We start from the raw sequence: 12,742 nt of genomic DNA on the forward strand, positions 1-12,742 counted from the left end.
GCGAGCGACGGTGCCTGTGCCGGTGATGATTCGGCCGACCACGGCCGATGACATCGACGCCATCGGTGCGATCTACGCGGAGTACGTGGACTCCGGTGTCGCGACGTTCGAACTCGTTGCTCCCGACCGGGAAGAACTGCTGCGCAGGTTCGGCGCGGTCGCCTCTGCCGGATTGCCTTACCTGACAGCGGTTCTCGACGGTGAGGTCGCCGGCTACGCGTACTGCGCACCCTGGAAGACGCGTCCGGCCTACCGGCATACCGTCGAGGACTCGGTGTATGTGGCGCCTCATGCTGTCGGCAGGGGAGTCGGTGGCGCGCTTCTGGACGCCGTGCTCGACGCGTGCCGCCAAGAAGGCATCAGACAGGTCATCGCCGTCATCGTCGATCACGATGCGGATGCGTCGCTGGCGCTTCACCGTCAGCGTGGTTTCACCGACGCCGGGCGCCTCTCGGCGGTCGGGTTCAAGCACGGCAAGTGGCTCGACACCCTTCTGCTGCAGCGCAGCCTAGACAGCCCGGCAGGCCGGTGATGGGAACCGGGGCCTGACCCGCACCCCGTCCAGCCAGTCGGTGAGCGCGTCGGCGCGCGCGGACAGCTCCCGGGCGGCCCGGCGCCCGACATCCTCGAGCAGCACCAGCTCCACGCGACCGTCGCCGTCCTGTCGCCACGCACCCACCACGCGGCCGTCGACCCACACGGTGGGGCCTGCGTTGCCATTGCGGTCGAACACCCGGCCACGGTGCGGTCCTAGGTACCAGTCCCGGTCGAACCAGCCCATGGGCGTGACGTCGAGGCCGGGCAGCAGCGCACACCACGGCGCCACCTCGGGTTCGGGCTCGTCGTCTCCGGGCAGTACAAAACCCGGTGTGCCGTCCATGTCGACCTCGACGGCATCGAGGTCGCGCAGCGCCTGGCGTGCCCAGCCGAGGGTGTTGCCGAACCACCACTTGACGTCGGTGACGGTCGCCGGTCCGAATGCGTACAACCACCGTCGGACCAGTTCGGCCCGCGCGGTCTCCGGTGCGACGGCTGGCGTGGGCGCCAACCAGTCACCGGCCGCCACCCAGCGCGGTCGCGACGTGGTCCACCCACCGTCGTTGGGGCCGCGGACGATGTCGCCGCGAGCCGAGAGCAGCGTCAGCACCCTCGGTGCCAGGTGTCCCTCGCCGCCCCAGGTCCTGCCGGGGGCCGGGTCATACCTGCCGGTCAGCTCGGGCAGCGCCTCCCGCAGCTGCTTCGCGGTGCAGGGACCGTTGCGCCGCAGGTGCCCGAGCACGGCTACGGAGGCGGCATCCAGCCAGGCCTCCCCGTCGGCGGCCACTGCCGCCCCCTCGACGTCGGCGACGAGGCGGCGACGCTCGTTGGCCGCCACCCGGTCACTGGCTGCCGACTGCACGGACGGCAGATCCTGGGGGCACACCACCCACAGGGTGCGTCGCATCGCCAGATGCTTGACCAACGTGCGGTCGTCGTACAGTGCCGCGCGGATGGCGTCCACCGAACAGTCCGGAACCCTGGCCCACAGTGACAGATACGGTGTCGCCGGGTCGGTGGCGTGCAGCCCCACCAGCGTGCCGGTCAGCGTCTCTGCGGAGACCGCGCCCAGACCGCCGGCCAGTTGGTGACGCCTGGCGAGCCGGGCGCGCCGTTCGGCGACGGTGAAAGTCCTCATCGATGACGAAACCTACCGCCGGGGTCTGACTAGTGGGCGTCGTCGTCGCGGTCGGTGGCCATGGACTGGCGGATCTGAGCGAGTCGCTCTGCGGCGGCCTTCTGGCGCGCGTCGTACTGGTCCTCGAGACTGCGGCCCTCCGGGGTCTCCGCTGCGAGCTCCGCCGATCCGATGGATGTCGAGAACCGGGTCTCGATCTTCTCGCGGACCGACTCGAACGTCGGCACACCGTCGGCGGTGTAACCGGTGTCGACCGGTTCGGTGCTGGGTTCGTCCGGCATGCGCCCCAACCTACTCCGAGGCGGTCTGACGCGGTTTGGCCAGCGGGAAAGGCAGGGTCTCGCGGATGCTTCGGCCGGTGATCAGCATGACGACGCGGTCCACGCCCATGCCCAGGCCGCCGGTTGGCGGCATGGCGTACTCCATGGCCTGCAGGAAGTCCTCGTCGAGTTCCATCGCCTCGGGGTCGCCGCCGGAGGCCAGCAGTGACTGCTCCTGCAGTCGGCGGCGTTGCTCGACCGGGTCGGTCAGCTCGCTGTAGGCGGTGCCGAGTTCGACCCCCCAGGCGACCAGATCCCAACGCTCGGCCACCCCGGCGATGCTGCGGTGCGGCCGTGTCAACGGGGACACCGACGTCGGGAAGTCCTTGTAGAACGTGGGTTCGGTGGTGCGGTCCTCGACCAGGCGCTCGTAGAGCTCGAGCACCACTGCGCCGGTATCCCAGTGCGTGAGGTACGGAATCCCGGCGGCGTCACACATCCGCCGAAGCGTGCCGAGATCGGTGTCCGGCCCTACCTCCTCACCCAGCGCCTCCGACACCGCGCCGTGCACGGTCTTGACCGCCCACTGGCCGGAGATGTCGACCTGCTCGAAGGATGTCCCGCCTGCGTTGTTGAGGCGGGGCCGCAGGAACACCTGCGCCCCGTTGGCGGCCTGGGCGGCGTTCTGGATCAGCTCCCGGCAACCGTCGATCCACACGGTGTAGTCGGCGTGTGCCTGGTATGCCTCCAGCAGCGTGAATTCGGGGTTGTGGCTGAAGTCGACACCCTCGTTGCGGAAGGCGCGCCCCAGCTCGAACACCCGCTCCACGCCGCCCACGCACAACCGCTTCAGGTACAGCTCGGGGGCGATGCGCAGATACAGGTCGAGGTCGTAGGCGTTGATGTGGGTGAGGAACGGCCTTGCATTGGCGCCGCCGTGGATCTGCTGCAGAATCGGGGTCTCGACTTCCAGGAAGTCTTTGGCGACAAGGGTTTCGCGGATCGCGTGCAGGACCGCGCTGCGCGCCTTGACGAGCTCGCGGGCCTCGGTGTTGACGGCGAGATCGACATAGCGGGCCCGCACCCCCGCTTCCTGGTCGGTCAGCCCCTTCCATTTGTCGGGCAGCGGCCGAAGGCACTTGCCGTTGAGGCGCCACCGGGTCACCAGCACCGACCAGGTGCCGGAACGGCTGCGTCCCATGGTTCCCGACACTTCGATGAGGTCGCCCAGATCGATCGTGCGGGTGACGTCGACGGTGCTGCCCTCGGCGAGCGTCGAGTTGTCGAACAGCAACTGGGTCTCCCCGGACCAGTCCCGTAACTGGGCGAACAGCACGCCGCCGTAGTCGCGCAACCGCAGTACCCGGCCCGCCACCGTCACCGCGGCGCCGTCCCGGGAGGCCAGCGCCTGCCCGACGGTGTGGCTGGGCGGGCGGCCCACCGGGTAGGCGTCGACGCCGGCGTCCTCCAGGGACCGCAATTTGGCCATCCGCACCCGGACCTGCTCGGGCAACCGGGGCCGGTCGTCGTCGGCAGGCAGATCGGTCTGCAGGCTGGCATCGGGCGCGGTGCCGTCGCTGTGCAGCAAGCCGGTGTCCACCAGCACCCCGGGGGCCGTGATGTGGTGACCGGTGTGGGGTTGCTCGTGGCGTCGCGAAAAGGGCAGTGTCAGAAAGCCTTCCGCGATCACCGAGGCCACACCGACGCGGGGCACCAGCCGGGCGTCGTCGTAACAGGCGAACCGCGGTACCCACTCGGGCCGGTACTTCATGTTCGACCGGTACAGCGTCTCCAGTTGCCACCACCGGGAGAAGAACACCAGCAGCCAACGCCACAACCGCGCCACGGGTCCCGCGCCCAGCTGGGCTCCCTGCTCGAAGGCGGAGCGGAACATTGCGAAGTTCAACGAGACCCGGGTGACGCCGATGTCCTCGGACTGCATGCACAGCTCGCTGACCATCAATTCGATTGTGCCGTTGGGGGATCGGGGTGAACGTCGCATGAGGTCCAGGGATGCTCCGTTGCTGCCCCACGGCACCAGCGACAGCATCGCGACCACCTGATCGTTCTGGACGGCCTCGACCAGCAGGCAGTCCCCGTCGGCGGGGTCACCGAGGCGGCCCAGAGCCATCGAGAAGCCGCGTTCGTCGTCGGTGTCGCGCCATTCATCCGCGCGCGTGATCACCTGAGCCATCTCGTCGGCGTCGATGTCGCGGTGTCTGCGGATCCGCACGCCGGCCCCGGCGCGCCGGGCGCGGGTCACCGCTTGGCGCACCGCCCGCATGTCGGGTCCGGACAGCCGGAAGTCGTCGGGGTGCAGGATGGCCTCGTCGCCGAGCTGCAGGGCGTTGAGGCCTGCAGCTCGGAAAGCCTGCGCCGCCGTCGAGCTGGCCCCCATCACGCCGGGCGCCCATCCGTAGGCCTGACACAGCGCCAACCAGGCTTCGATGGCCTGCGGCCAGGCTTTCGGATCGCCGACGGGATCGCCGCTGGCCAGGCACACGCCAACCTCCACGCGGTAGGTGATGGCGGCTCGGCCGTTCGGGGCGTACACCACCGCCTTGTCGCGGCGGGTGGCGAAGTATCCGAGCGAGTCGTTCTTGCCGTACAGCTCGAGCAGTCCGCGGATGGCCGACTCGTCCTCGCCGGTGAGCGCGTTGTCGGCACGCTGCGACTGGAACAGTACGATCGCCGCCGCCATCAACGCGAGCGCACCGAACAGGCCGAGCGCTGCGTTGACCAACCCGTGCGGCTGCTGCCCGTCGAACGCGGCGGCGTCGAGGCCGGCGAAGGCGACGACACGGTTGGCGGCGTAGAGCAGCCGGTAGCCGCGTTCGAGTGTGCCGGGGAACAGTTCCAGCAGAAGCCAGCCGACCAGGATGCCCAGCCCCATGCCCACGAAGAGCGTTGCGGCCGCCTTGATCAACGCCCCGCGCCTGACCCTGGCCCAGAACTGGCCCCGGGCCAGCACGAGGAAGGCGATGGCGGCGACGTGGAAGACGAGGCCGATGATCTCGCCGAGCTCTTCGAGGACCGACTCGTCACCGGTGACCAGGTCACCGATGTTCACCACGATGGCGGCGACCATGTAGAGCACCAGGATCCACCAGGCGATGCGTTTGCGGGCTGCGAGCGCGGCGGCCAGCAGTGCCAGCACGAACGCCCACGCGAAGCTGGTGTCCGGGAAGTTGAAGATGTAGTCGTTGACGAACTCCCGCGGCGCCCTGATCACCGACCGGACCAGCGGCGAGATGCTGGCCAGCAGGGACAGCGTGGCGATGACGCCGACTATCCAGCCGGCCGCGGCCGGTACCCAGCCGAACCCGGACGTGGCACGGACCCTCGTGGGGGTCGTTGAGGTCATAGGGCGCGAGGATATTCGCTCGTCAGGCGACCCGTGCGGATGTTCGGCCACCTCGAGTGGCGTTACCAGACCGGGCCGGTGTACTTCTCTCCCGGACCGTGTCCGGGCTCCTCGGGTGCGGCACTGGCCTCGCGGAACGCCAACTGCAGTGTTTTGAGCCCGTCGCGCACCGGTCCGGCGTGCGGCCCCAGGTACTCGGCCGACGCCGTGACCAGCCCGGCCAATGCGGTGATCAGCCGGCGGGCTTCGTCGAGGTCGCGGTGGGGGCTCTCGTCCGGATCCGCCTCCGACAGACCCAGCTTCTCGGCGGCCGCGCTCATCAGCATCACCGCGGCGCGGGTGACGACCTCGACCGCGGGGATATCGGCGAGATCGCGTGCCGGCGGGACGGCCTCTGCAGCGCGTGTTGGATCATCGGTCATGCCTGCTAGACTTGCACGCGCGACCGTCCCGGCTGACGCCAGGGACAGTAAGTGGAGTCCCACTCCCACCGCTGGCCACCGATGCATTCGAAGGTACAGCGGTCCGGTCACAGATGTCATCGACGTCTGTGCTGGTCGGCACTGGGCCCTGCGATGAGCAGGGCTTATCTGTTCTTCGGGGCAGAGTGTCGCGGCGTGGGGGGCTCCTGAGGACAACTAGGAGGCCCCATCAGCACTGAGACCCGCGTCAACGAGCGCATCCGCGTACCTGAAGTTCGCCTGATCGGACCGGGCGGTGAACAGGTAGGCATCGTGCGCATCGAAGATGCACTCCGCGTCGCCGCGGACGCCGATCTCGATCTCGTCGAAGTAGCACCGGACGCCAAGCCGCCAGTCTGCAAGATCATGGACTACGGCAAGTTCAAGTACGAGACGGCCCAGAAGGCACGCGAGTCTCGCAAGAACCAGCAGCAGACCGTCGTCAAGGAACAGAAGCTGCGTCCCAAGATCGACCCGCACGACTACGAAACCAAAAAGGGTCACGTGATCCGCTTCCTGGAGGCGGGCTCGAAGGTCAAGGTGACGATCATGTTCCGCGGACGTGAGCAGTCACGGCCCGAACTGGGCTACCGGCTCCTGCAACGCCTGGGCGCCGACGTCGCCGATTACGGCTTCGTCGAGACGTCCGCCAAGCAGGACGGTCGCAACATGACGATGGTGCTGGCACCGCACCGCGGCGCGAAGACTCGCGCCAAGGCGGCGCAGGATGCGGACGGCCCGGCCCGACGGCCCGGCGAAGCGCAATCCACCGCCAACCCAGACACCACCCAGCAGAACTGAGGAATCATGCCCAAGGCCAAGACCCACAGCGGCGCTTCCAAGCGTTTCCGCCGTACCGGAACAGGCAAGATCGTGCGCCAGAAGGCCAACCGTAGGCACCTGCTCGAGCACAAGTCGAGCAAGCGCACCCGGCGGCTCGAGGGCCGCACCGAGGTGGCCGCCAATGACAAGAAGCGCATCGCGAAGCTGCTGAACGGCTGACATTTTCGGCCAAGCCTGAACGACCCGAATGAGATAGGAAGACCCAATGGCACGCGTGAAGCGCGCAGTCAACGCGCAAAAGAAGCGGCGCACGATCCTCAAGGCCTCCAAGGGATACCGCGGCCAGCGGTCCCGGCTGTACCGGAAGGCCAAAGAGCAGCAGCTGCACTCGCTGACCTATGCCTACCGTGACCGCAAGGCGCGCAAGGGGGATTTCCGCAAGCTGTGGATCACCCGCATCAATGCGGCTGCTCGCGTCAACGGCATCACCTACAACCGACTGATCCAGGGGCTCAAGGCCGCCGGAGTCGAGGTCGACCGCAAGAACCTCGCGGAGCTCGCAGTCAGCGACGCGGCCGCTTTCACCGCCCTGGTGGAGGTCGCCAAGGCTGCGTTGCCCGCCGATGTGAATGCGCCGTCATCTGACGCAGGCGAGGCTGCCTGACCCTCACCGAGCGTTCCGCCCGAGTGACGGCCGCAGCTAAGCTGCACCGTCACGTCGGACGCCGCCGCGCCGCACGCTTCCTCGCCGAGGGATCCAACCTCGTCGAGGCCGCGTTGCGGCGCGGAGTCGTTTCAGAGGTGTTCGCCACCGAGAGCGCCGCTGCCCGATTCAGTGCTCTCCTTGCCGGCGCGCCGGTCCACGTGGTCACCGACAAAGCCGCAAAACTCCTGTCGGACACGGTGACTCCGGTCGGCCTGGTTGCGGTGTGCTCGATGCCCGACACCGGACTCGACGACGTGCTCGGGTTGGACCCGACACTGGTCGCGGTGCCGGTCGGAATCTCCGAACCCGGCAACGCCGGGACGTTGATCCGCGTCGCCGACGCGATGGGCGCCGATGCCGTCGTGCTCGCCGGTGACAGTGTCGATCCCTACAACGGCAAGTGCCTGCGCGCATCGGCCGGCAGCATCTTCTCGATTCCGGTGGTGAGCGCCCCCGATGCCGCAGGCGTGGTCACGCGGTTGAAGGATGCCGGGATGCAGGTGCTGGCGACAGCGCTCGACGGTCAGCTCAGCCTCGACGACGCCGACCTGTCCGGACCGACGGCGTGGCTGTTCGGCCCAGAGGCCCACGGGCTATCACCGCAGATCGTCGACCTGGCGACGGCCGGAGTGCGAATTCCGATGTCCGGCAGCGCCGAAAGCCTCAACGTCGCCGCGGCCGCGGCGATCTGTTTGTACGAGAGCGCACGCGCGGCCCGGCGGCGATAGACGGACCGAGCCGTTGCTCGGAGCCGGCTGCTACGGGTTGGACTTGAGGAGCCGTTCGGACACGGTGAGCATCAGCTTCCTGGGCGTGACCCGGTATCCGGAGGCCAACAGCCTGTTGCGCCAACCGGAAACCACGGTCGGGGAGGAGCCGTCGAGGGCGGCGAAAGCGGTGTCGACGACCTGCTCGGAGGTCTGCCGTCCGTCGGTGAGGAAATCCTCGCCGGTGCGTGCGAAGAACTCGGTCTCCGTCGCTCCCGGGCAGAGCGCGAGCACCCTGACCCCAGTGCCCTTGGACTCCTGCCAGAGGGCTTCGGTGTAGGAGAGCACAAAAGCCTTCGTCGCACCGTAGACGGCCATCCCGGGGGTGGGCTGGAAACCTGCGGTCGAGGCCACGTTGAGCACCACTCCGTGCCGCCGTTGTGTCATCGGCGGCAGGAAGCGCGCGGTCAGGTCGACCAGGGTGCCGCAGTTCAATTGGATCTGGCCGGCATTGGATTCGGGATCCTGGTCGACGAAATCGCCGTGCAGGCCGACGCCTGCGTTGTTGACGAGGACGTCGACGGTCCGGCCGAGTTCGCGCACGCTGTTCTGAAGTTCGGCCCCTGACCCCGGGACCGCCAGGTCGGCGGCTATGACATCGACGACGATGCCGGGATGCGCGGCGACGAGCACGTCGCGCAGTCCTGCCAGTCTGTCTGCCCGCCGCGCGACCAGTATCAGGTTCGCGCCGCGGCGTGCGAACTGAACGGCGAATTCCTCACCGATCCCGCCGCTGGAGCCGGTGATCAGTGCGGTGTTGTTGCTGAAGTCCACCGGTCGCTCCTGGGCTAGTAGGCGTGAGTCGAGGCTAGTCGCTCAGCAGACCCCTGGCTACGTGCGTGATCTGCACCTCATTGCTGCCTGCGTAGATCATCAGCGACTTGGCGTCACGGGCGAGTTGTTCGACTCGGTACTCGGTCATGTAGCCGTTGCCGCCGAACACCTGCACCGCCTCCATTGCGACGTCGGTCGCCGCCTGCGAGCAGTACCACTTGATCGCCGAGGCCTCGGCGAGTGAGATGGCGGTTCCCGTCTGTGCGGCCTCGATGACCCGGAACAGCATGTTGCGCACGTTCATTCGTGCGACCTCCATGGTGGCGAGCTTGAGTTGGATCAGCTGGAACTGGCCGATCTCCTTGCCCCACAGGGTTCGGGTCTTCGCGTAGTCGACGCACAACCGCAGACACTCCTCGATCACGCCGAGCGCCATCGCCGCCACGCCGATGCGCTCGGCGGAGAAGTTCGACCGGGCGCTGTCGCGACCTGAATCGCCGGTGTCGTCGCCTTCGGTCTCGCCGAGCAGGCGGTCACGGCCGAGCCGGACGTCGTTGAAGAACAGTTCCCCGGTGCGCGATGAGTGAATGCCCATCTTGCGGAACGGTTTCGATTGCACGAAGCCGTCCATGCCGCGATCGAGGACAAACGTCAGCACTTTGCGGTTGCGCGGGTTTGAGGTGGACGAGCGCTCGCGCGAGGACCCGGATCCTGCGTCGCCTTCATTCAGCTTCGCGTACACCACCACGACATCGGCATCGGGACCATTGGTGATGAACGTCTTCTGGCCGTTGAGGATGTAGCCGTCTCCGTCCCGGACCACATAGGACTTCATGCCGCCGAACGCGTCGGAACCGGAGTCGGGTTCAGTGATTGCCCAAGCTCCCACCTTGTCGTAGGTGACCAGGTCGGGGAGCCAGCGCTCCTGCTGGGCCAGTGTCCCGCGCCCCATGATGGTCGGCACGGTGAGGCCCAGGCTGACGCCCATCCCGGTGACGACTCCCATCGACACCCGGCACAACTCACTGACCACCACGAAGCCCATGCCCGCTGAGCCGCCGTCGCCGCCGAACATGCCTGCGGAGGCGGGCTTGTCCGTCGCGGCACCTCCTCCGTCCCGCAACCGGGCAAGGCGCTTGTCCAGCGAATCGCGCGCCATGTCGGCGATGCCGAACGTCGCGAATAGCTTGCGGATGATGGGGTAGGGCTCCATCTCGCCGCTCTCGAGCGCGTCGACGTGGGGGCGGATTTCCTTGTCGACGAATTCGCGCACGGCGTCGCGCACGGCGATGTCGACGTCAGACCATTCGAGCATGTGTTCAGGCTGCCTTACCGCGGCCACGTGCAGGTCGGATGCCGGCCAGGGAAAAGGTGGTGTGCACGAGTGAGCCGACTCGGTCGAGCAACGACTTCTGCGGGGGAACGTAATGCACGGGCCTGTCCCGGTGGTCCCGTGGGGGCGCCATGAATGCCGGCGCCTCGACCAGCGGAGCATCCGCCGGCGCCCGGCCCTGGGCGCGACGGTAGGCGGCGACAGCCCGTGGATGCAGCCGCACCTCGTCAGGCACCGCGACGAACGCGAGCTCGACCATCTTGCCGAACAGCCGCAGCAGGACCTCGTCGCCGGCGGTCCAGCGCATTCCCGCCCGTTCGCGCACTGCGGGATCAAACAGTCCCGCCGCGATCCAACGTTGCGCCCCGACCATCGGCTTGAACATCTGATCCCACAACGGTGTCGGCATCAGCACGAATCTGGGCTTGGGGATACGGATGGAGAAGATGTCCATCGTGGCCTGGTTCATCTCGAGCTCGTCACGGCAGGTGCGGTCCCAGTAGTCCTGGAACGCTTCCCAGGATTCGGGGACCGGGCGCATGCTCATCCCGTACATGCGATACCACTGCACGTGCTCGTCGAACAGCTGACACTTCTCGGCCTCGGTCAGCCCGCCGCAGAAATACTCCGCGGTCTTGATGATCAGCATGAAGAACGTCGCGTGGGCCCAGTAGAACGTCTCGGGATCAAGTGCGTGATAACGCCTTCCGGCGGCGTCGACACCCTTGATCGTCTTGTGGTAGCTCTTGATCTGCGCTCCGGTCTGCGCCGCCCGGTCGCCGTCGTAGACCACGCCCATGATCGGGTACACCGAGCGGGCAACGCGCTGCAGCGGTTCGCGCAGCAGGATCGAATGGTCCTCCACGCCGGCGCCGAGGTCCGGGTACATGTTCTGGATCGCGCCTATCCAGACGCCGAGCATGCCTGTCCGGACGTCACCGAAGTACTTCCACGTCAGCGAATCAGGGCCCAGGGGGGTGCCGTCTGCCGTCGTCGCCATCGCCATTGATCGCACCTCATCACGATAGGCGTGACAACAATCGTTGTCTACGACTCTCCGGCGTGGCCGCCACAGTGTTACGGACGCGGCACCGCGCTGCCACACTGTCGTGACCTGCCGGTTTATGAGCGTGTCCGGGCTCGATTAGGGTAGGCGGTGTGGACGAGGACCCGCCGGGTGAACGCGACGGCGGACGCTCGTCAGGGCCGATCGGCTGGCTCAGGGACGCCAACCACAGTGCGAACATCATCTCGTTGCTCAGGCGCGCCCGCCGCGCACTGCCCGGCGACCCCGAGTTCGGTGATCCGTTGTCCGTCGACGGGGTCGGCGGGCCGCGGGCTGCAGCCCGGGCCGCCGGCCGCATCCTGGAGCGCGAAGCGGTGTCCCGTGAGGTGAGTCTCGGCGCCCTCCAGGTCTGGCAGGCACTGACCGAACGGGTCTCGGGCCGTCCCGCCAACGCGGAGGTGACGTTGGTGTTCACCGATCTGGTCGGCTTCTCGGCGTTCTCGCTCAGCGCCGGCGACGGTGCCACGCTCAAACTGTTGCGTCGTGTCGCCCAGGTGGTCGAGCCGCCGCTTCTCGAGTCGGGCGGCCACATCGTCAAACGCATGGGCGACGGGATCATGGCGGTGTTCGCCGATCCCACCACCGCGGTGCGCGCGACGCTCGCCGCTCGCGAGGCACTCAAATCCGTTGAGGTGGAGGGCTACACACCACGAATGCGGGTGGGAGTCCACACCGGACGTCCACAGCGCCTCGGGTCGGACTGGCTCGGCATCGATGTGAACCTGGCCGCGCGGGTAATGGAACGTGCCACCAGAGGCGAGCTCATCATCTCGGAGGCGACGCTGCAGCGGATCCCGCCCGAGGAGTTCGACAGCCTCGGGGTGACGGCGAAGAAGCTGCGCAAACAGGTCTTCGCACCCAAACAAGAGGGGGTGCCCGCCGACTTCGCCATGTACCGGTTGCGCGCCCGCCGGGTGCCGCCCGGCGAAGCTCACGACGACTGACCGCCCGTCGGCGCATAGCGACAACGACGAAGGGGCACCTCCTGGTGGGGGTGCCCCTTTCTTTGTCTGTTGGGTTACTTGATGTCGATGAAGACGACGTTGCCGGTGGTTTGGAGGACCTTGTCGTCGCCTTGGGCGTCCCAGACGTATTCGCGGATGGGTTGGCCTTGGCGGATGGAGACGATCTCGGCGTTGTCGAGGGCGGTGGAGCCTTGGCGGTTGACGATGACGCGGTTGCCGTCGGCTTCGAGTGCGGCGATGGTGTCGGTGGCGCTGGTTCCCGACGGGGCGGCTTTGGGGGGCCAGGGTCCGGCGGCGGCGGGTCCGGCCAGTCCGATGATGGTGGCGGTGAATCCGGCGGCGATGGCGGTGATGGTGGTGGCGGCGGTGAGGTTTTTCATGGTCTCTGCTTGTCCCTGTGTGTTGGGTCGCAGCCGTGGAGCGAATCTCGCGGTTTCGACGTTCTGTGTTGCCTTCTTTTTGTGGTTCTGATGGCTTAAACCGGCAGGTCAGGGGTTTAATTCCGGTGGCAGGAATTGAACGGCCGCTGGCAGGAACCGGCGCCTGATTGCCCGCCGGGACTGCGTTTCGCGCGGGAATCTCGGGAGG

14 protein-coding genes are annotated in these 12,742 nt (G+C 67.5%); 6 read left to right on the forward strand and 8 right to left on the reverse strand.

Going from position 1 to position 12,742, the window contains the following annotated elements:
* The first annotated feature begins 25 nt into the window (after positions 1 to 25).
* Positions 26 to 532: a GNAT family N-acetyltransferase gene (locus G6N53_RS18150; protein ID WP_163896050.1), complete on the forward strand. Its 507-nt coding sequence runs from the start codon at positions 26 to 28 to the stop codon at positions 530 to 532.
* Here the strand turns inward: G6N53_RS18150 and G6N53_RS18155 are convergent.
* The 4 genes from G6N53_RS18155 to G6N53_RS18170 all read right to left on the reverse strand — a co-directional run bounded on the left by G6N53_RS18155 (position 509) and on the right by G6N53_RS18170 (position 5,721).
* Positions 509 to 1,675 (reverse strand): winged helix DNA-binding domain-containing protein, encoded by a 1,167-nt coding sequence (locus G6N53_RS18155; protein WP_163890679.1) that lies wholly within the window; start codon positions 1,673 to 1,675, stop codon positions 509 to 511. The genes G6N53_RS18150 and G6N53_RS18155 overlap by 24 nt on opposite strands.
* 29 nt (positions 1,676 to 1,704) lie before the next feature.
* Positions 1,705 to 1,956, reverse strand: coding sequence for a hypothetical protein (locus G6N53_RS18160; protein WP_163890681.1), 252 nt, complete (start codon positions 1,954 to 1,956; stop codon positions 1,705 to 1,707).
* 10 nt (positions 1,957 to 1,966) lie between these two features.
* Complete coding sequence (lysX, locus tag G6N53_RS18165) at positions 1,967 to 5,299, reverse strand: bifunctional lysylphosphatidylglycerol synthetase/lysine--tRNA ligase LysX (protein ID WP_163890683.1); 3,333 nt, start codon at positions 5,297 to 5,299, stop codon at positions 1,967 to 1,969.
* Positions 5,300 to 5,361: 62 nt separating this feature from the next.
* Positions 5,362 to 5,721, reverse strand: coding sequence for a DUF1844 domain-containing protein (locus G6N53_RS18170; RefSeq protein ID WP_163890685.1), 360 nt, complete (start codon positions 5,719 to 5,721; stop codon positions 5,362 to 5,364).
* Positions 5,722 to 5,949: 228 nt separating this feature from the next.
* Here G6N53_RS18170 and infC point away from each other — a divergent pair, with 228 nt between their 5' ends.
* From infC to G6N53_RS18190, 4 genes are read left to right on the forward strand one after another with little or no spacing between them, the layout of a single operon-like run.
* Positions 5,950 to 6,561, forward strand: coding sequence for a translation initiation factor IF-3 (infC, locus tag G6N53_RS18175; RefSeq protein ID WP_163896052.1), 612 nt, complete (start codon positions 5,950 to 5,952; stop codon positions 6,559 to 6,561).
* A gap of 6 nt (positions 6,562 to 6,567) precedes the next feature.
* Positions 6,568 to 6,762 (forward strand): 50S ribosomal protein L35, encoded by a 195-nt coding sequence (gene rpmI / locus G6N53_RS18180; RefSeq protein WP_159231399.1) that lies wholly within the window; start codon positions 6,568 to 6,570, stop codon positions 6,760 to 6,762.
* A 46-nt stretch (positions 6,763 to 6,808) separates the two neighbouring features.
* Complete coding sequence (gene rplT / locus G6N53_RS18185) at positions 6,809 to 7,207, forward strand: 50S ribosomal protein L20 (RefSeq protein ID WP_163890687.1); 399 nt, start codon at positions 6,809 to 6,811, stop codon at positions 7,205 to 7,207.
* A 23-nt stretch (positions 7,208 to 7,230) separates the two neighbouring features.
* Entirely contained in the window at positions 7,231 to 7,977 is a 747-nt protein-coding gene (locus tag G6N53_RS18190; protein WP_163890689.1) for a TrmH family RNA methyltransferase, read from the forward strand.
* 30 nt (positions 7,978 to 8,007) lie between these two features.
* Here G6N53_RS18190 and G6N53_RS18195 read toward each other — a convergent pair whose 3' ends face one another.
* Genes G6N53_RS18195 through G6N53_RS18205 form a run of 3 tightly spaced genes read right to left on the reverse strand, consistent with a single transcriptional unit; the run spans position 8,008 to position 11,123 of the window.
* A complete protein-coding gene (locus G6N53_RS18195; RefSeq protein WP_163890691.1) occupies positions 8,008 to 8,790 on the reverse strand; it encodes an SDR family NAD(P)-dependent oxidoreductase in 783 nt (260 codons plus the stop codon).
* Between the two features lie 34 nt (positions 8,791 to 8,824).
* Positions 8,825 to 10,105 carry an acyl-CoA dehydrogenase family protein gene (locus G6N53_RS18200; RefSeq protein WP_163890693.1) on the reverse strand — a complete coding sequence of 427 codons (1,281 nt, stop codon included), beginning with the start codon at positions 10,103 to 10,105 and terminating at the stop codon, positions 8,825 to 8,827.
* A 4-nt stretch (positions 10,106 to 10,109) separates the two neighbouring features.
* Positions 10,110 to 11,123: an oxygenase MpaB family protein gene (locus G6N53_RS18205; protein ID WP_371870893.1), complete on the reverse strand. Its 1,014-nt coding sequence runs from the start codon at positions 11,121 to 11,123 to the stop codon at positions 10,110 to 10,112.
* 158 nt (positions 11,124 to 11,281) lie between these two features.
* Here G6N53_RS18205 and G6N53_RS18210 point away from each other — a divergent pair, with 158 nt between their 5' ends.
* A complete protein-coding gene (locus G6N53_RS18210; RefSeq protein ID WP_163890695.1) occupies positions 11,282 to 12,133 on the forward strand; it encodes an adenylate/guanylate cyclase domain-containing protein in 852 nt (283 codons plus the stop codon).
* Between the two features lie 74 nt (positions 12,134 to 12,207).
* Here the strand turns inward: G6N53_RS18210 and G6N53_RS18215 are convergent, their stop codons facing one another.
* Entirely contained in the window at positions 12,208 to 12,534 is a 327-nt protein-coding gene (locus G6N53_RS18215) for a hypothetical protein (RefSeq protein WP_163890697.1), read from the reverse strand.
* Positions 12,535 to 12,742: the final 208 nt, after the last annotated feature.

Origin of the sequence: Mycolicibacterium hippocampi (genome assembly GCF_010723735.1) — a bacterium.
In the GTDB taxonomy this organism is placed as follows: domain Bacteria; phylum Actinomycetota; class Actinomycetes; order Mycobacteriales; family Mycobacteriaceae; genus Mycobacterium; species Mycobacterium hippocampi.